Source organism: Methylobacterium sp. Leaf465 (genome assembly GCF_001424705.1).
Taxonomy (GTDB): domain Bacteria; phylum Pseudomonadota; class Alphaproteobacteria; order Rhizobiales; family Beijerinckiaceae; genus Methylobacterium.
In genome coordinates, this window is record NZ_LMRA01000002.1 from 64124 (window position 1) to 81399 (window position 17276).

The following is a 17276-nucleotide window of genomic DNA, read 5'->3' on the forward strand; positions in this document are numbered from 1 at the left end:
TTCGTCGGGCCGGCGATTGACAAAACGGCCGCCGACCTCAAATCTGGAAAAATTCCGAGGGGAGCTCCGAGTGCGGGGGCTGAGATTGGGCGCGACGCCCTGACCCTTGAACCTGATCCGGTTCGTACCGGCGGAGGGACGGGAATTCCAAGACGCGGCGCGCATGTTCAGGCGTCGTCCCATCCGACACCGCCGTTCGCGAGTCCGGATCGTCTCCCACGCCAGGAGCGAACCCGATGAATGCACCCGTTCTTCCGAAGGATCTGCCGCAGGGGCAGGCGCCCACGGTGACCACCGGCCCGATCATGGGCTCGCGCAAGGTCTACGCGGCGGTGGCCGGGCACGACGACATCCGGGTACCGTTCCGCGAGATCACCTTGAGCGATCCGAAGGAGGCGCCGGTGAGGGTCTACGATCCGTCGGGTCCCTACACGGAGACGGATGCGGGGATCGACCTCGGGGCCGGCCTTCCGCTGGTGCGCGAGCCCTGGATCGCCCGGCGCGGCTACGCCACCGTGACCCCGCGCGCGGTCAAGCCCGAGGACAACGGCTTCGTGCCCGAGGACAAGCTCGTGGCCCCGTGTCCGGCCACCCGCGAGATCCGCAAGGCCGCGCCCGGCCAGATGGTGACGCAGTACGAGTTCGCCCGCGCTGGGATCATCACCGAGGAGATGATCTACGTCGCGCACCGCGAGAACCTGGCGCGCGAGACGATGCTGGAGGGCGCCCAGGCGGCCCTGGCCGACGGCAACAGCTTCGGCGCCGCCCTGCCTGCCTTCATCACGCCGGAATTCGTGCGCGACGAGGTGGCCCGGGGCCGCGCCATTATCCCGGCCAACATCAACCACCCCGAGGTGGAGCCGATGGCGATCGGCCGCAACTTCCTCGTGAAGATCAACGCCAACATCGGCAACTCGGCCGTGACCTCGTCCGCCGCCGAGGAGGTCGAGAAGCTGGTCTGGGCGACCCGCTGGGGCGCCGACACGGTGATGGACCTCTCGACGGGCCGCAACATCCACAACATCCGCTCGTGGATCGTGCGCAACTCGCCCGTGCCGATCGGCACGGTGCCGATCTACCAGGCCCTGGAGAAGGTCGGCGGCGACCCGCTGAAGCTCGACTGGGAGGTCTTCAAGGACACCCTGATCGAGCAGGCCGAGCAGGGCATCGACTACTTCACCATCCATGCCGGCGTGCGCCTCGCCCACGTGCCGCTCACCGCCCGCCGCGTCACCGGCATCGTCAGCCGCGGCGGTTCGATCATGGCGCGCTGGTGCCTGGCCGGGCACCGCGAATCGTTCCTCTACGAGCGCTTCGACGAGATCTGCGACATCATGCGGGCCTACGACGTGTCGTTCTCGCTCGGCGACGGCCTGCGCCCCGGCTCCATCGCGGATGCCAACGACGCGGCCCAGTTCGCCGAGCTCGAGACCCTGGGCGAACTGACCAAGATCGCCTGGGACAAGGGCTGCCAGACCATGATCGAGGGCCCCGGCCACGTGCCGATGCACAAGATCAAGGTGAACATGGAGAAGCAGCTCGTGGAGTGCGGCGAGGCGCCGTTCTACACCCTCGGCCCGCTGACCACCGACATCGCCCCCGGCTACGACCACATCACGTCGGGCATCGGCGCCGCCATGATCGGCTGGTTCGGGTGCGCCATGCTCTGCTACGTCACCCCGAAGGAGCATCTCGGCCTGCCCAACCGCGACGACGTCAAGGAAGGCGTGATCACCTACAAGATCGCGGCCCATGCCGCCGACCTCGCCAAGGGCCATCCGGCGGCGCAGCTGCGCGACGACGCCCTGTCGCGGGCCCGGTTCGACTTCCGCTGGGAGGACCAGTTCAACCTCTCCCTCGATCCCGACACCGCCCGCGCCTACCACGACGAGACCCTTCCGAAGGACGCCCACAAGGTCGCCCATTTCTGCTCGATGTGCGGCCCGAAGTTCTGCTCGATGAAGATCACGCAGGACCTGCGCGCCGAGGTGCTGGCGATGGAGGCGGCCGGCCAGGTGCTGGGCGAGGCCGCGCCCTTGAGCGCGGCCGAGCGCGAGGCTGGCATGGCGGCGAAATCGGCCGAGTTCCAGGCCGAGGGTGGCAAGCTCTACGTCGACGCGGCGGAGTAGGCCCCCGCGTCCCGGGCCGGCTAGTTTTCGCTGACCGGCCCGGGACAGGCATCGCGGGGAAGGGCCGCCCGCGGTGCGTGGAATTCCAGAGGCGTGTGCGCGCGCGCGTCGTAGGCATCGGAGAGCGCGCCGATCATGACATCGGCCGCGGCATCGAAGTCGGGCGGCGTGCCCAGCGAAATCTCCCGCTCATAGTTCTCGTTCCGCCGGAACTGCACGAAGCCCAGCCGGTGAAGGGCCGCCTTCGCGGAGTCGGGCAGGGCATCGCCAGACGCCTCCGGCCCCTGCGCGTACCCGCCCGACGCGGCTTCGCAGCGCATCCACGTATCCATGTCGAAGAAGATGCACTGCACGTAGCGCTGATCCGTTCGGACGATGCTCACGGTGAGGAACCGATCCCGGGACGTGCTGCGCGGGCCGCGCAGGTGGATGCTGCTCAGCCGCGCGACCACTTCGCAGCGATGGGCCGCGACGAAGGCGGCGCGGCCGCGAGCGTCCGACGCGGCGTCCGAGGTCGGGACGTGGACGATCCCCGGCAGCGCCGCCGCGAACGGCCGCACCCGATTCCACGCCCGTCCGGTGGGGATCATTCCGATGGCCCTGCGTTTCCGTCCCGGACGGGCGTGCCCGATCGCGCGGAGTGCTATCACAGGTTGTGTGGCGCGGCATCGCCCCGGCGCGGTTCTCCCCCGTCGCGTCACGCGAACAGCCCGTGCACGAACCAGCGCGCGGGCGCCTCCATCGTGGGGAAGCCCTCGCGATAGACCCAGAGGCGGCGGCCGGCCTCGTCTTCGACCACGTAGTAGTCCCGCAGCGGACCCGGCGCCCGCCACCACTCGTCGGCGATGCGCTCGGGTCCGTCCGCATGGGCGACGTGGTGCAGGCGCCGGCGCCAGCGGAAGCGGTGCGGCGGCCCGTCGGGGGCCAGCGCGATGACGTCCTCGGCCGCTTCGCCCCGGCTGAGCAGCACCAGCGGGCGCGGCGGCAGGGGCGCGCGAGCCTCCCCGCGCAGGCGGGCTCCCGGATCGGGTCGGCCCGCCTGCGCGGGGAGGCTCGCGCGCCACGGCTCCACGGCCTCGGCCCGCTCGGGCAGGTGGGTCTGGCGAAACCCGAGGCGCATCATGCGCCGGCCGAGGCGCTGGCGCAGGGCATCGCCCAGATGCTCGGTGCCTTCGCCCCCGCCGGGGGCCTCCATCAGGGCCGTCTGGCGTGCCGCGATCGGGCCCGTGGCGGTGACCTCGAGGCCCACGGTCTCGAAGCCGAAGCCGGCATCGAGGGCCGGGCCGAGGCGGTCGAGGCGCAGGGCGAGCAGGCGTCCGATCTGGGCCGGGCAGCGGGTCGGCAGGCTCAGGCCGAGGTCGAGGCTGCGCAGGATCCCATCGACGCGGGTCAGGGTCAGCCGTACGGCCCGGGCGCCGAGGCCGGCCGCTTCCAGCCGGGGGGCGATGCCCTCCATCAGACCCATGGCGGTGGCCACGATGGTTTCCGGCTGCCCGATCGGTTCGAGGAAGCCGCGCGCCGCCTGGAATTCGCGCGGGTCCTCGGCCGTGACCAGGGGTTCGGGCCGGTATCCGAGGGCCTGGTCGAGGCGCAGCAGCAGGGTTTCGCCGAAGCGCCGGGCCAGCGGCGCCCGGGGCGCCGTGGCGAGGTCGCCGATCCGGTGCAGGCCGAGGCGGGCCAGGGCCTGCGCCGTGGCCCCATCGAGGCGCAGGGCCGAGACGGGCAGGGCGTGCAGGGCCTCCGCGTTGCAGCCCGGGGCCACGAGGCCGCCCCCGCCGTGGCGCGCCAGGGCGAAGGCGCAGGCCGGCGTGTCGGCGAGGGCGATCCGGGCCGGCATGTCGCGGGTCGACAGCCGCCGGGCGAGGTCTTCCACCAGCGCGGCCTCGCCGCCGAACAGGTGGCTCGCCCCCGCGATGTCGAGGAAGAACCCGTCGCCGCCCTCCGCCGGGCCGTAGGGAGCGACGACGGGCGTGTAGCGCTTGGCCCACAGGCAGAGGCGGTGCAAGGCGGCGGCATCGGCCTCCGGATCGGCCGGATGGACGGCGACCGGCATCCCGATCCGGGCGCGGGCCCGGGCCAGGGTTTCACCGGGCACGAGGCCGAGGGCGCGGGCGGCGGAATCCACCGCCACCAGGCGCAGGCCGTTGGCCTCCATGGCGGCCACGACCATCGGGCCGCTGTCGCGGTCGCCGTCAGCCCGAGCGCTGGGCGCGCCGCTCGGGACGGACGGCGCCTGCGTCCGCCTCAGCCGCGTGACCGGCCAGTGCTCCAGCCAGACCGAAACGATGCGCGGCATGATCCCACTCCAGAAGCCAATGTCCGGTCCGCCCGTTGCGGCTCCGGTCGAGGGTCACCTGCCAGCACGGCCGCTCGATGCAGCCGAAGCGGTCGCGCAGGGCCTTGCCGGCGGCGACCCGCCAGCGTGTCGCCGCCACGTTGGGGCTCTCCGCCTCCGGTGGCCTCAGGACAAGGAGGAGCAGGTCGGTCCGGGCCGCCGCGAGGTGGAGCCGGCGGCTCTGGGCGAGGGGCAGGGCGGCATCGATGAGGCCCGCCACGGCCGCCAGCCCCTGCGCGCGCAGGGATTCCTCCAGGGCCCGGTAGGCGTCCCCGTCGCTCGCCACCTCGAACAGCAGCAGGCGGCCGGGATCGAGGCCGAGCCCGGCCAGCCCGTGCCCGTAGGGGAGGGGATGCCCCCGGCCCGCCACGAGCAGGGCCTCGCCGCGCACCCGGGCGAGGTGGCGCGCCACCAGCGCAAGGGCGAAGCCCAGCGCCGCCGGCTCGTCGCCCGCCTGCGCCGGGGCGATCTCGTGCAACTGACCGAGGGCGAGGCCGCCCTGTGCGAGGCGCGTATCGACGTCGTGGATGCCGAGGGGCAGGGCGCCCCGGAGGACGGATGCGCCTCCGCGATCGGCCACGAGGGCGCGCAGGGCCGCCAGATCCGGGGGCGCACCCGGATTCGCGGCATCCGGATTTGGCGGATCCGCCGGCAAAGTCTCGGTCTCGGCATCGGGAGGGTCTTCAGGGCTCTGTCTCATCGGCTCCGCTCCATCCCGCTACGCTAAGAACAAAACAGGAACGCACTCAATCGGTTTCCGGGGGGATTCGGAATTTCGCCTGCCCACAGGGACTTGGCCTGTGGACGGCTGTGGACGCTTGTGGACGATGGTTTCCGGGCCGGCCGATCCGCCGCGCTTGACCCTATAGCGAGGGCAGGGCAGCACTCCTCACCTGCCGCGCACAAGACGCGGATCAGCCGGGAGAACTCCATGCGTTTCGCTCGTGCCCTCGTGGTCCTGTCGGGCCTGATCACCGTCGCGGGCGGCCTCCCCGCCGCCGCGCAGACGGCGGCCCAGCCCCGGGGCGAGGCCAAGGCGCGCCGGCCCCAGGTCGTGTCGCAGCCGATCCAGGTCTACGATGCCCGCTTCGAGAACGGGGACCTGCGCATCTCCGGCAGCGTGCGCAAGCCCGGCACCGTGGTGGTGCTCGACGAGGACATCTCGATCATCGCCGACAGCCGGGGCCGCTTCGTCTTCCGCCTGCCTTACGTGCCCACCAACTGCATCGCCACCCTGAAGGCGGGCGAGGACGAGCGCGAGGCGGTCATCGCCAATTGCGGCCCCGCCGGCCAGCCCGGCCCGAAGGGCGAGACGGGGCAGAAGGGCGACACGGGTGACAAGGGCGAGACGGGCCCCGCCGGCCCGCAGGGCGTCGCCGGCCTGCCCGGTCCCCTGGGGCCCAAGGGCGAGCCGGGTGTCAAGGGCGAGCCGGGTGCCAAGGGCGAGCCGGGTGCCAAGGGCGAGGTCGGACCGAAGGGGGAACCCGGCCCCAAGGGAGAGACGGGTCCGAAGGGGGACGCCGGACCGAAGGGCGAGACGGGCGCGAAGGGGCCGGCCGGCGAGCGCGGCCCGGCGGGACAGAAGGGCGAGCCCGGTCAGGCCGCCCTGGCGGCCGCCGCACCCGCATCCCCGTTCCGGGTGGTGCGCCAGGACACCTGCCCGGCCTCGGGCTGCGCGATCACCTGCGAGGGCACCGAGATCCTCGCCTCGGCCCTCTGCCTGAAGGGCGGCAGCGCCTTCGTGACGGCGGGCGCCGACGGAACCTTGAGCGCGGCCTGCCCCACCGAGAGCCAGGGCCTCGTCGGCCTCTGCGCCCGGCGCTGAGGGGACGAACGACCCGGGCGATCGCCCCTCGCCGAAACGGAGCCGTCCGGTGTAAGGACGCGCTTCGTTTCGCGCCGAAGTCGATCCCACCCGTGTCGATACCGTCCATGCTCCCTGCCCCTGCCAGCCCCGTTCCCCGCGCCCGCGGGGTCGTCCGATGACCCTGGGCATCTGGGGCAAGCTCGGCGGGGCCGGCCTCGGCCTCGCCATCGGCGGTCCCCTCGGCGGCCTCGTCGGCGGGGTGGCCGGGCACTTCCTGGTCGACCGCGAGGGCGCGCTGTTCGGCACCACGCCGCGCGACGTGGTCTTCACCACCGGCCTCGTGGCCCTGGCCGCCAAGATGGCCAAATCCGACGGCGTGGTGACGCAGGCCGAGGTGGAGGCCTTCGCCAAGGTGGTGCAGGTGGACGAGCGCGCCCGGCCCGGCGTGCAGCGCCTGTTCGACCTCGCCAAGGGCACCGCGAACGGCTTCGAGGCCTATGCCCGGCAATTGGCCACCACCTTCCACGACGAGCCGGCCCTGCTGGAGGACGTGCTCGACGGCCTGTTCCACATCGCCAAGGCCGACGGCGCCATCCACGAGGCGGAGGAGCGCTACCTGCGGGCGGTGGCTGAGACCTTCGGCTACGACGAGGCCGCGTTCCGCCGCATCGCCGCCCGCCACGTCCGGCTCTCCGACGATCCCTACCTCGTCCTCGGCCTCGACCACGACGTCGACGATGCCGGGCTGAAGGCCGCCCACCGGGCCCTGGTGCGGGAGAACCATCCCGACCGGGCCATCGCGCGCGGCCTGCCGCCGGAGGCGGTGGCCATCGCCACCCGCCGGCTCGCGGCCATCAACGCCGCCTATGACCGGATCAGCACCGAGCGGGGCCTCACGTGAAACCGACGCCCGAGAGCGCCGTCGCCACCAGCGTCCACCCGTCGCCGAATCACGGCGAGCGGCGGTCCGGCCCGGTGGATCTCCTCATCCTGCACTACACCGGCATGGAGAGCGCGGCCGTCGCCCTGCAGCGCCTTGCCAACCCCGTGGCGGAGGTCTCGGCCCATTACGTGGTGCTGGAGGACGGCCTCGTGGTTCAGATGGTGCCCGAGGGGCGCCGGGCCTGGCACGCGGGCCAGGGCTCCTGGGCCGGGCTCAGCGACGTGAATTCGCGCTCCCTCGGCGTCGAGATCGTCAATGGTGGCCATGCGGGCGGCCTGCCGGCCTACCCCCCGGCACAGATCGAGGCCGTGATCGCCCTGTGCGGCGATCTCGCCAAGCGCTGGAGCCTCGCTCCGCACCGGATCCTCGCCCATTCCGACATCGCCCCCGAGCGTAAGGAGGACCCGGGCGAGCACTTCCCCTGGGAGACCCTCGCCCGCGCCGGCATCGGCCACTGGGTGCCGCCGGCCCCGATCCGCGACGGCCGCTTCTTCGCGCAGGGCGATGCCGGGCCGCCGATCGAGGCGCTGCAGGCGATGTTCGCCCTCTACGGCTACGACCTGCCGGTGAGCGCCACCTTCGATGCCCGCATGGGCGCGGTGGTGACGGCGTTCCAGCGCCACTTCCGTCCGGCCCGCATCGATGGTGTCGCCGACGCCTCGACGATCACGACCCTGCGGGACCTGATCGCGGCGCTGCCGGGACGGTAGGGGACGAGAGGGAGCGCTTCCGCTCGCGTCCTCCTGCGGAAGAGGGTGGGCGCGGAGCCTCTAGAGAGGAAGGCGCCTGCGCCAGGGCCGACGGGCACTTCGCGGGCGTGCGGCCTGCGATCCCGCTCGGGTGAGCCGGGAGATCCCGGCTCACCTCTGGGAGCCGGGTCAGGCCCGGTGCTGTACCGCCCCGCCGCCATGCCCGTGCGCCTCTTCCGTCACCGAGCCGCGGGTGCGCCACAGGCTGTAGGCGATGCCCGCGATGAGGAACACGACGGTGACCGCGAGGGAGACCCACGGCGGCACGTGGACGAGGTCGAAAGTGTCGGCGACCACGATCTTGCCGCCGATGAAGATCAGGATGAAGGCCAGCGCCGTCTTGAGATAGGCGAAGCGGTCCACCATCGCGGCCAGGGCGAAGTAGAGCGCGCGCAGGCCGAGGATCGCGAAGATGTTCGAGGTGTAGACCACGAAGGTGTCGGTGGTGATGGCGAAGATCGCCGGCACGCTGTCGACGGCGAAGATCACGTCGGCGCCGTTCACGAGAATGAGCGCCAGGGCCAGGGGCGTCAGCCAGAGGGCGGTCTTGCCGGTCTTCGGGTCGGGCTTGCGCACGACGAAGTGCTGCCCGTGCAGCTCGGGCGTGATGCGCAGGACCCGCTGCAGGAACCGGACGGCCCGGTTCTCGCGGATGTCGCCCGGCTCCTCGTCCTTCGAGAGCAGCATCTTGAGGCCGGCGAAGATCAGGAAGGCGGCGAAGATCGACAGCACCCAGGCGGCCTGGTGCACGAGGGCCGCGCCGAGGCCGATCATCAGCCCGCGCAGCAGGACGGCCGCGAGGATGCCCCAGACCAGGACCCGGTGCTGGGCGGCGCGGGGGATGCCGAGCGCCGTGAGGATGACGGCGATCACGAAGACGTTGTCCATCGACAGCGACTTCTCGACCACGAGGCCGGCGACGTATTCCTGGCCCGCCTGGGGCCCGAGATACCACCAGACCCAGCCGCCGAAGATCATGCCCAGGGTAAAGTAGAACAGCGTGAGGAGCAGGCTCTCCTTCACGCCGATCTCGTGATTCTTGTCGCGATGCAGGAGTCCGAGATCGAAGGCCAGCAACCCGGCCACGAGGGCGTGGAACCCGAGCCACATCCACACGGGCTTGCCGAGCCACTCGTAATACAGAAAATCAACCATGACGCAGGACCGTCGATGCTTCTTGAGGTGAGAAAGCATCGGCTCCGACATCACGGAACGCATCATGCAGCATCCCGCCAGAGGGGCCCGCAGCCGATGAGGCGCAGTTGGGACTCTGAACCGGGCGAATCAAGGGCATCGGGCCGTCACGCTTGACAGGGCCGGCCCCCGGCGGCTTCCCAAAGCGCATGACTGACAGCGAACGCAACGGCCGCGAGGCTCGCGGCCCCGCGGTGATCGGGGCCGGCCCGGCCGGCCTCGCGGCGGCGGAGGTGCTGGCGCAGGCCGGCCACGGCGTGACCCTCTACGACCGGATGCCGAGCGTGGGGCGAAAATTCCTCATCGCCGGACGCGGCGGGCTCAACCTCACGCATTCCGAGCCGCTGCCGGCCTTCCTGGCGCGCTACCAGCCGGCTGAGGACGCCCTCGCCGGGGCGATCGCGGCGTTTCCGCCGAGCGCCCTGCGCGCCTGGTGCGACGACCTCGGCCAGCCGACCTTCGTCGGGTCGAGCGGCCGCGTCTTTCCCGAGGCCTTCAAGGCCTCGCCGCTGCTCCGGGCCTGGCTCCAGCGCCTCGACGGGCTGGGCGTCCGCATCCGCACCCGTCACCGCTTCACCGGCTGGTCGGACGCGGGCGGCCCGGTCTTCGAGACCCCGGACGGACGGGTCGAGCCCGTGCACCGCCCGGTGCTCCTGGCTCTCGGCGGCGCGAGCTGGCCGCGCCTCGGCTCCGATGGGGCCTGGGTGCCCCTGCTCGAACGGGACGGCATCGCGGTGGCGCCCCTCAAGCCCGCCAATGTCGGGTTCACCGTGGCCTGGTCGCCGGTCTTCGCCGCGCGCTTCGCCGGCACGCCCCTGAAGCGGATCGCCCTCAGCCTCGACGGGATCCGCGTGCGGGGCGAGGCCGTGATCAGCGCCGACGGGATCGAGGGCGGGGCGATCTACGCCCTCGCGCACCGGATCCGGGCCGCCACCGAACGCGGCGAGGCCCGGCTGGAGATCGATCTCCGGCCGGACGTGGAGGAGGCCGCGCTGGCACGGGCGCTCCGCGATCCGAAACCCGGGCTCTCCCTCGCCAACCGCCTGCGCAAGGCCGCGGCGCTGACGCCCGTGGGGATCGGCCTCCTGCGCGAGGCGGCCCACCCGCTGCCCGCGGCCGCCGAGGCCCTGGCGGCCCTGATCAAGGCGGTACCGCTCCGTCTCCTGGCGCCGCGCGGCCTCGACCGGGCGATCTCCACGGCGGGCGGGGTCCGCTTCGGCGACGTCGATGCCGGCTTCATGCTCGTCCGGCGGCCCGGCACCTTCGTGGCCGGCGAGATGCTGGACTGGGAGGCCCCGACGGGGGGCTACCTCCTCCAGGGGGCCTTCGCCTCGGGCCGCGCGGCTGCGGCGGGCATGCTGGCCTGGATCGCGCGGGACGCCGCCCGAGGCGCGTGATTCGCCGTCTCACGAAAAAGGCTCCCTCTCGGGGGAGAGGGAGCCTGATGGTCCGGCGCGGCCGTTCCGGGCCGCGCGCTGCCGGGTCTCAGCGGCAGTACACGTCGCCGTAGGCGTCGCGGTAGGTGCCGTAGGGGCAGCGCGGGGCGGTGGAGGCGCCGACGATGGCACCGCCGGCACCGCCGATGGCGGCACCCGCGAGCGCGCCGCCGGCGCGACCGGTGGCGGCTCCGCCGATGGCGGCACCCGCGAGGGCGCCGAGGCCGGCGCCGCCGAGGGCGCGGTCCTGCGGCGTGTTGCAGGCGCCGACCGAGAGGGCGAGAGCACCCGCGAGGGTGGCGGCGATGAGCTTCTTCATGGTTCCGAGACTCCCTTGTGCGTCGTCGTGACCCGGCCTTCGGCCGTGATGTTCGTGCCGCCCGAGCTTAAGCATTCCGCGCGAGAAATGCACGCGAAACGGCTCAGGTTCCGTCCTGCCTTTCCGTTTCGTCGAAAAACCCTCTAGTGATGCGCCGATCAGGGCCCATCCGGGCGGCGCCGTCCGCCCATCCCGCCGCGAGGACTCCATGCAGCGCGCCACCGCCATCGTCCGCAAGGTCGCCGTCCGCGCCGATGCGATCGTCGACACGATCGTGCTCGACCATGCCGCCCGGCAGGCCCCCCCGGAGAGCCTGACCGGGGAAGGCGGGCTGAGCCTGACCCTCGCGCTCGCCAAGGCGGCGGCCTTCGAGGACGGCGATGCCCTGCGCCTGGAGGACGGGCGCCTCGTCGCGATCCGCGCCGCCGGCGAGCCGCTCCTCGAGGTCCGTGCCGAGAACCCGGCCCGGCTCCTGCGCCTCGCCTGGCAGCTCGGCGGCAGCCACGTGCCGGCCGAGATCGCCGCCGAGGTGCTCTACGTGCCCCGCAGCGCCGCCGAGTTGGTGCGCGGCCAGGGCTGCGCCGCCACGCCGGTCACCCGCGCCTTCAAGCCCGAGCGCGCCGCCCACGACCACAGCCAGTGCGGCCACGATCATCACGATCACGGGCACCACGCGCACGACCACGCGGATCACGACCACGGCCATACCCATGCGGGGCATGACCATGATCACGGCCATGATCACGGCCATGATCACGGCCATGATCACGCGCACACCCATTCCCATGGGCACGATCATGCCCACGCGCACGATCATGCCCAAGACCCTGCCAAAGAGCACGGCGCGCACGGCCACGTGCACGGGCCGGACTGCAAGCACGACCACTGAGCGGAGCCGCCCCGCGTTGAAGCCGGCGGCGCGGACCGTTATGTCCGCCGGATGATCGCCCGCGACCTCCGCTTCTCCGTCGCCCCCATGATGGACTGGACCGACCGTTACTGTCGGGCCTTCCACCGCACCCTGTCGCGGCACGCCCGCCTCTACACCGAGATGGTGACCACCGGGGCGGTCATCCACGGCCCGCGCGACCGGCTGCTCGGCTTCGACGCGCTGGAGCACCCGGTGGCGGTGCAGCTCGGCGGCTCAGATCCGGCCGACCTCGCGCACGCCGCCCGCATCGCCGAGGATTTCGGCTACGACGAGGTCAACCTCAACGTCGGCTGCCCGTCCGACCGGGTTCAGGACGGGCGCTTCGGCGCCTGCCTGATGCGCGAACCCGCCGTGGTGGCCGACTGCGTCGCCGCCATGAAGGCGGCCGTGTCGGTGCCGGTCACGGTGAAGTGCCGCATCGGCGTCGACGACCAGGACCCCGAGCGGGCCCTCGACGCCCTCGCGGACGCCGTGGTCGCGGCCGGCGTCGACGGCCTCGTGGTGCATGCCCGCAAGGCCTGGCTCCAGGGCCTGTCGCCCAAGGAGAACCGCGACGTGCCGCCCCTCGACTATCCGCGGGTGGCCCGGCTGAAGCGGGCCCATCCCACGCTGCCCATCGCCATCAACGGCGGCATCGCCACCCTCGCGGACGCGGTCGCCCGTCTGGCGGAGGTCGACGGCGTCATGATCGGCCGGGCCGCCTACAGCGACCCGGCGATCCTCCTCGACGTCGATCCGGTCCTGTTCGGCGAGCCCGCCCCGGCGGCCGACCCGTTCGCCGCGATCGCGGCCTTCGAGCCCGTCCTCGCCGGAATGCTGCAGGAGGGCGTGCGCCTGCACGCGGTGACCCGGCACATGCTCGGCCTGTTCAACGGCCGCCCGGGCGCGCGCGCCTATCGCCGGCATCTCTCCACCTTCGGCCTCCAGCCCGAGGCCGGCCTCGCGACCCTGCGGGAGGCAGTGAATCGGGTCTCCCGCGGCGGTCAGGCTTCCGATCCGGCCATTCCGGACAGGGACGGGGCACAGGATGCCGCCTGAGCCTCCCCGTCCGGGCCTCTATAACTAGAAGCGGGCGTCTTCTTGTTTGCTGGCGCAATATTCAGGAAGTGCATTGCGATTGTTGCTGATATGGCACGCAAGATCACAGCTTAGATTGTGACATCATTATGAACAATTTACGGCTGTAGTTTTCGGTATTTCAACCATCGATCCGACCAGCGGATTCGATGGGGCGAACGATGCGATTCCAATACAGTGTTTCGAGTGCGGCCATCATTCTCGCGGCATCGGGTATAGCCTCTGCGCAGGCACAGACCGCGACTATCACGCCGTCCAATGCCAATGTGCTGAACCTGCTCGCACCGTTCCTGTCCCTGAACGCCAGTGCGATTGGCCAGGCGACGCTGCAAGGCAACCTCTCGCAAGCCATCGCCATCAACAACCAGTCGACGCCGGACCAGCGCGCCCTCGCCATCAGCGGCAAGGCCCTCCCGGGCGGCACCCCCTTCCTCGGCTCGATCACCCTGGTCGACGGATCGGTGGTGAAGCTCGGACCGGCCGACAATCTGGCCGGCGGCCTCCCGCTCCAGGCCATCCAGAGCAATCCGGGAGTGCCGGGCACGATCAACCCGATCCAGCCGGTGGGTGGTTACGGCCCGGTGCTGGGTCCGCTCTATCAGCAGGGCATCCGCGCCAGCACGGACACGACGGGACCGCTGGCCCGGACTTTTGATTTCCTGAACCGGGCCTACAAGTTCACCAGCTCCGATCTGGGCGTCGCGAAGAACTACTTCGCCAACGGTGCGGCCAACAACCCGAGCGTGACGCCGGCCGGCTATGTCCCGGTTCCCGCCGTCGCGCCTGCCGGATACACGCTGCCCCGCTTCAACGGGCTGCCCAACACGACGACGAGCGTCCTCGATATCGCTGCCGGCGTGACCAACACGCAAGCCGGACAGGACGTCTACGGGAGTTCGCGCCCGGTCCAGGTTCGTCCGAAGGGCATCGACCCGTTCGATCCGACCTCGATCAATGGCCTGACCACCAACCCTTCGTTCCCCAGCGGCCACACCAATTACGGGATTACCGATTCGATTCTGCTCGGCATGCTGACGCCGTCGCTCTACCAGAGCATGCTCATGCGCGGCTCGGAATTCGGCGACAGCCGCATCGTGCTCGGCGTCCATTATCCGCTCGACATCATCGGAAGTCGCGCCTTCTCGGCTTATAATCTCGCGCAGGCCTTCACCAACCCGGCCTATATCGACAATGCCGCCACCACCGGCACGGCCATCAACCTGACCTCGCTCTTCACCCAGGCCCAGGGCGAACTCCAGAGCTACCTGTCGGCCGGCTGCGGCGCCGCCGTCGCGACCTGCGCCACGAGCGCGGCCAACACGGGGGGCAACCCCTATCTCCCGTCCGCCGCCAATCAGGCCTTGTACCAGTCGCGCCTGACCTATGGTTTGCCGGTCCTCACCTTCGCCGAGGCGCCGCGCGAAGCCGCACCTGCCGGCGGGCCGGATGCCGCCATTCTGCTTGCGCCTCTGTATGGCGGTAGCAGCAGCGCGGCCGCGCAGATCGCGCCGAAAGGCGGCCTCTATGGCGCGCTCCAGGACAGCACGATCAATCAGATCATCGTCAACACCGAGACGAACGCGCTCAGCGCCTTCTACGGCATGCCGCTGAGCTACTGGGCGCGCATCGACCTCTACAGCGCCGCCGGCTACTTCCGGAACGTCGTCGGCACGCTGTCGATGGCCGCGAGCGACCGTGTCGCCACCGACGTCACCATCGGCCAGACCGGGGCCCTCTATGCCAACGGCACCATCGCGGGGACCGTCACGGTGGGCACGGGCGGTCTTCTCGGCGGCGCCGGCACGGTGGGCGGGCTCGTGGCCCAGTCCGGGGCCGTGGTGGCGCCGGGCAATTCCATCGGCACCCTGAACGTGGCCGGCAACGCCGCCTTCGCCGCCGGCACCACCCTCCGTGTCGAGGCCAACGCCGCCGGCCAGGCCGACCGCCTCGCCGTGGCGGGGACCGCGACGCTGTCGGGCGGCACCGTCCAGGTGCTGGCGGCCGACGGCGCCTACGATCCGCGCACCCGCTACACCGTCCTGACCGCCGGCGGCGGCGTGCAGGGCCAGTTCTCCGGCGTCACCGCCAACTTCGCCTTCCTGACGCCCACCCTGGGCTATGGCGCGAACGCGGTCGACCTGACCCTGACCCGCAACGACGTCGCCTTCTCCACCATCGCCCAGACCCGCAACCAGGGCAGCGTCGCCGACGCCATCCAGGCGGCCGGGGCGGGCGCCGCCCTCTACGGCCGCACCGTCGGGCTGAGCACGCCCGAGGCCCGCGCCGCCTTCGGGGCGCTCACCGGTGACATCCACGCCAGCGCGGCCGGCGCCCAGTTCGAGACCGCCTTCTTCGTGCGCGAAGCGATCCTCGACCGCCTGCGCTGGGGCGCGGGCGAGGCCACCGACTACGGCGCTCTTCCGGCGACCTACACCGCCGACCTGCCGGGCCGGGCCGCCCCGGTGGTGCCCGTGCCCATGCGGGTGCTCGATCCGCAGGTGTTCGGGCTCTGGGGCCAGGGCTTCGGCAGCTTCGGCCAGGTCCGCGGTGACGGCAATGCCGCGTCCCTGGCGCGCCAGACCTCCGGCTTCGTGCTCGGCGCCGATCTGCGCCTCGAAACCGGCTTCCGCCTCGGGTTCACGGGCGGCTACACGCTGACCAGCCTCGACAGCGCCGGACGGCTCGCCACCGGCACGATCGAGAGCGGCTTCGGCGGCGTCTATGGCGGCTTCGCGCGGGGGGCCTTCGCCCTGCGCCTCGGCGCGGTCTATGCCGATCAGGCGAGCCGCCTGCGCCGGGCGGTGACCTTCGCGGGCGTCTCCGACAGCGACACGGCCCGCATCGGCGGCTCCACCGTGCAGGGCTTCGGCGAAATCGGATACCGGATCGTGCTGGGTGCGGCGCCGGCGCTCGCGCTCCAGGCGTCCGCCCTGCAGCCGACCTCCCTCGAGCCCTTCGTGGGCGGGGCCTACGTGTCGATCGGGCGCGACCGCTTCGCCGAGACCGGGGGGCTCGCCGCCCTGACGGGCGCGGCGCAGACCACCGAGGTGGCGACCTCCACGGTGGGCGTGCGCGGCCAGACCAGCCTGGACCTGGGCCTGGGCTCCGGGGCGCCGGTGTCCCTGCACGGTCTGGTGGGCTATCGCCGGGCCTATGGCGACGTGGTGCCGAAGGCGCTCCTCGGCTTCGGCACCGGTCCGAGCTTCCTCGTGGCCGGCACGCCGATCGGCCGGGACGCGCTGGTGGCCGAGGCCGGCCTCGACGTGCGGGTGGACCGCGCCACCACCCTGGGCGTGGCCTATACCGGCCAGGTCGGCGAACGCGCCCAGGACCACGCGGTGAAGGGCAGCTTCACCTACCGGTTCTGAGACGCGACCGGCCGGGTCGGAGACGCGAAGACGCCGCCCGCCCCGTCGGCCGGGCGGCGTCTCCTTCGGCGAAGAACCTCAGCGGCCGCGCAGCACCAGCCGGTCCCCGCGGACCTCGAAGGAAGCGAGGCGGTCGAGGAAGCTCATGCCGAGGAGGTTTTCGCGCAGGGCGCCCGGCCGGCTCACCAGGGCCGGGACCCGCCGCGCGACGATACCCCCGACCCGGAGGCTGTCGAGGAAGGCCGGGGCCGCCACGGTGACGCCGTTGGCGGTGGAGACCCGGACGCTGAATTCGGACTCCGCCGGGCGGATGCCGAGGGCGGCCGCGCTCTCGGCGGTGAGCACCACGGAGCTGGCGCCGGTGTCGAACTGGAAGCCTTGGGGCTGGCCGTTCACCTCGGCCCGGACGTGGAAGTTGCCGTCGCTGCGCCGGGTGATCGTCACCGTGCCGTCCGACCCCGTTACCGCGCTGCCGGGGCGCAAGGCCCCGAGCATCCGGTCGCCGATGATCCGGGCGTCGTCGCGGTAGGCGTAGCCGGCCACCAGGGCGGCCCCAAGGGCGCCCCAGAGCAGCAGGGCCGTCAGGTTCGCGCTCATGCGGCCCCGGAACTGGTGCCAGAATCCCGCCGCCACCACGGCGAGGAGGCCGGCGCTCATGGCGAGCTGGGCAAACTGGTCCGGCTCCATCCCGGCGATGCGCTGGGTGTCATCGGACAGGAGCAGCACCGCCAGGGCGCCGCCCAGGATGAGCAGTCCGACCAGGATCATGACGCCGCCGGGGCCGGGGCCCGGGTCGGGAAGGCGTTCCGCAGGCGTGCGTCGAGCGTGGCCATCACCGCCCGGCGCTGGGGCTCCGACATCGAGCCCCAGAGGGCGATCTCGTCGCGGGTCCGGCCGCAGCCCTCGCACAGGCCGGTGGCCGCATCGAGGAGGCAGAGCTTCGTGCAGGGGCTGGAGGGTTTGGGGCGGAGCTGGGTCATCGCCCCTG

General features: G+C 72.1%; 15 protein-coding genes and 1 riboswitch. Of the genes, 8 read left to right on the forward strand and 7 right to left on the reverse strand.

What is annotated here, in order from left to right; translation table 11 throughout:
* The first annotated feature begins 47 nt into the window (after nucleotides 1-47).
* Nucleotides 48-156, forward strand: a riboswitch (TPP riboswitch).
* Nucleotides 157-236: 80 nt separating this feature from the next.
* Nucleotides 237-2129, forward strand: coding sequence for a phosphomethylpyrimidine synthase ThiC (gene thiC, locus ASG51_RS03100; RefSeq protein WP_056212238.1), 1893 nt, complete (start codon nucleotides 237-239; stop codon nucleotides 2127-2129).
* Between the two features lie 20 nt (nucleotides 2130-2149).
* Here thiC and ASG51_RS03105 read toward each other — a convergent pair whose 3' ends face one another.
* From ASG51_RS03105 to ASG51_RS03115, 3 genes are all read right to left on the reverse strand, one after another.
* Nucleotides 2150-2719, reverse strand: a complete 570-nt coding sequence (locus ASG51_RS03105; protein ID WP_056379045.1) for a hypothetical protein — start codon at nucleotides 2717-2719, stop codon at nucleotides 2150-2152.
* 107 nt (nucleotides 2720-2826) lie between these two features.
* Nucleotides 2827-4425: a DNA polymerase Y family protein gene (locus tag ASG51_RS03110; RefSeq protein ID WP_082513850.1), complete on the reverse strand. Its 1599-nt coding sequence runs from the start codon at nucleotides 4423-4425 to the stop codon at nucleotides 2827-2829.
* A complete protein-coding gene (locus tag ASG51_RS03115; RefSeq protein ID WP_244479808.1) occupies nucleotides 4322-5164 on the reverse strand; it encodes an ImuA protein in 843 nt (280 codons plus the stop codon). Before ASG51_RS03115 ends, ASG51_RS03110 begins: the two co-directional genes overlap by 104 nt.
* Before the next feature lie 231 nt (nucleotides 5165-5395).
* Between ASG51_RS03115 and ASG51_RS03120 the strand changes: the two genes are divergently transcribed.
* The 3 genes from ASG51_RS03120 to ASG51_RS03130 all read left to right on the forward strand — a co-directional run bounded on the left by ASG51_RS03120 (nucleotide 5396) and on the right by ASG51_RS03130 (nucleotide 7924).
* Nucleotides 5396-6289, forward strand: coding sequence for a collagen-like protein (locus ASG51_RS03120; RefSeq protein ID WP_056379048.1), 894 nt, complete (start codon nucleotides 5396-5398; stop codon nucleotides 6287-6289).
* A 157-nt stretch (nucleotides 6290-6446) separates the two neighbouring features.
* Entirely contained in the window at nucleotides 6447-7172 is a 726-nt protein-coding gene (locus tag ASG51_RS03125; RefSeq protein ID WP_056379050.1) for a molecular chaperone DjiA, read from the forward strand.
* A complete protein-coding gene (locus ASG51_RS03130) occupies nucleotides 7169-7924 on the forward strand; it encodes an N-acetylmuramoyl-L-alanine amidase (protein WP_056379052.1) in 756 nt (251 codons plus the stop codon). The genes ASG51_RS03125 and ASG51_RS03130 overlap by 4 nt, the downstream gene beginning before the upstream one ends.
* A gap of 168 nt (nucleotides 7925-8092) precedes the next feature.
* Here ASG51_RS03130 and ASG51_RS03135 read toward each other — a convergent pair whose 3' ends face one another.
* Entirely contained in the window at nucleotides 8093-9118 is a 1026-nt protein-coding gene (locus tag ASG51_RS03135) for a TerC family protein (RefSeq protein WP_056212355.1), read from the reverse strand.
* A gap of 188 nt (nucleotides 9119-9306) precedes the next feature.
* Here ASG51_RS03135 and ASG51_RS03140 point away from each other — a divergent pair, with 188 nt between their 5' ends.
* A complete protein-coding gene (locus ASG51_RS03140) occupies nucleotides 9307-10554 on the forward strand; it encodes a TIGR03862 family flavoprotein (RefSeq protein WP_056379054.1) in 1248 nt (415 codons plus the stop codon).
* Between the two features lie 88 nt (nucleotides 10555-10642).
* Here ASG51_RS03140 and ASG51_RS03145 read toward each other — a convergent pair whose 3' ends face one another.
* Complete coding sequence (locus ASG51_RS03145) at nucleotides 10643-10912, reverse strand: hypothetical protein (RefSeq protein WP_056212224.1); 270 nt, start codon at nucleotides 10910-10912, stop codon at nucleotides 10643-10645.
* A 208-nt stretch (nucleotides 10913-11120) separates the two neighbouring features.
* On the opposite strand from ASG51_RS03145, the gene ASG51_RS03150 reads away from it, so the two are divergent.
* The 3 genes from ASG51_RS03150 (at nucleotide 11121) to ASG51_RS03160 (ending at nucleotide 16288) form a co-directional block, all read left to right on the forward strand.
* On the forward strand, nucleotides 11121-11801 hold the full coding sequence (locus tag ASG51_RS03150) for an urease accessory protein UreE (protein ID WP_056379056.1): 681 nt from the start codon (nucleotides 11121-11123) through the stop codon (nucleotides 11799-11801).
* 51 nt (nucleotides 11802-11852) lie between these two features.
* A complete protein-coding gene (dusA, locus tag ASG51_RS03155; protein ID WP_082513851.1) occupies nucleotides 11853-12881 on the forward strand; it encodes a tRNA dihydrouridine(20/20a) synthase DusA in 1029 nt (342 codons plus the stop codon).
* A gap of 305 nt (nucleotides 12882-13186) precedes the next feature.
* A complete protein-coding gene (locus ASG51_RS03160) occupies nucleotides 13187-16288 on the forward strand; it encodes an autotransporter domain-containing protein (RefSeq protein WP_244480045.1) in 3102 nt (1033 codons plus the stop codon).
* A 78-nt stretch (nucleotides 16289-16366) separates the two neighbouring features.
* On the opposite strand, the gene ASG51_RS03165 is transcribed toward ASG51_RS03160, so the two are convergent.
* Together ASG51_RS03165 and ASG51_RS03170 are read right to left on the reverse strand one after the other, a co-directional pair.
* A complete protein-coding gene (locus ASG51_RS03165; protein WP_056212218.1) occupies nucleotides 16367-17056 on the reverse strand; it encodes a TIGR02281 family clan AA aspartic protease in 690 nt (229 codons plus the stop codon).
* On the reverse strand, nucleotides 17053-17268 hold the full coding sequence (locus ASG51_RS03170; RefSeq protein ID WP_056212216.1) for a DUF1289 domain-containing protein: 216 nt from the start codon (nucleotides 17266-17268) through the stop codon (nucleotides 17053-17055). Before ASG51_RS03170 ends, ASG51_RS03165 begins: the two co-directional genes overlap by 4 nt.
* Between the last annotated feature and the right edge of the window lie 8 nt (nucleotides 17269-17276).

What these genes read in the sequence shown, in the direction of transcription:
- thiC (WP_056212238.1), top strand. Translation starts at nt 237, where the DNA reads ATGAATGCACCCGTTCTTCCGAAGGATCTGCCGCAGGGGCAGGCGCCC.
- ASG51_RS03105 (WP_056379045.1), bottom strand. Translation starts at nt 2,719, where the DNA reads ATGATCCCCACCGGACGGGCGTGGAATCGGGTGCGGCCGTTCGCGGCG.
- ASG51_RS03110 (WP_082513850.1), bottom strand. Translation starts at nt 4,425, where the DNA reads ATGCCGCGCATCGTTTCGGTCTGGCTGGAGCACTGGCCGGTCACGCGG.
- ASG51_RS03115 (WP_244479808.1), bottom strand. Translation starts at nt 5,164, where the DNA reads ATGAGACAGAGCCCTGAAGACCCTCCCGATGCCGAGACCGAGACTTTG.
- ASG51_RS03120 (WP_056379048.1), top strand. Translation starts at nt 5,396, where the DNA reads ATGCGTTTCGCTCGTGCCCTCGTGGTCCTGTCGGGCCTGATCACCGTC.
- ASG51_RS03125 (WP_056379050.1), top strand. Translation starts at nt 6,447, where the DNA reads ATGACCCTGGGCATCTGGGGCAAGCTCGGCGGGGCCGGCCTCGGCCTC.
- ASG51_RS03135 (WP_056212355.1), bottom strand. Translation starts at nt 9,118, where the DNA reads ATGGTTGATTTTCTGTATTACGAGTGGCTCGGCAAGCCCGTGTGGATG.
- ASG51_RS03140 (WP_056379054.1), top strand. Translation starts at nt 9,307, where the DNA reads ATGACTGACAGCGAACGCAACGGCCGCGAGGCTCGCGGCCCCGCGGTG.
- ASG51_RS03145 (WP_056212224.1), bottom strand. Translation starts at nt 10,912, where the DNA reads ATGAAGAAGCTCATCGCCGCCACCCTCGCGGGTGCTCTCGCCCTCTCG.
- ASG51_RS03150 (WP_056379056.1), top strand. Translation starts at nt 11,121, where the DNA reads ATGCAGCGCGCCACCGCCATCGTCCGCAAGGTCGCCGTCCGCGCCGAT.
- dusA (WP_082513851.1), top strand. Translation starts at nt 11,853, where the DNA reads ATGATCGCCCGCGACCTCCGCTTCTCCGTCGCCCCCATGATGGACTGG.
- ASG51_RS03165 (WP_056212218.1), bottom strand. Translation starts at nt 17,056, where the DNA reads ATGATCCTGGTCGGACTGCTCATCCTGGGCGGCGCCCTGGCGGTGCTG.
- ASG51_RS03170 (WP_056212216.1), bottom strand. Translation starts at nt 17,268, where the DNA reads ATGACCCAGCTCCGCCCCAAACCCTCCAGCCCCTGCACGAAGCTCTGC.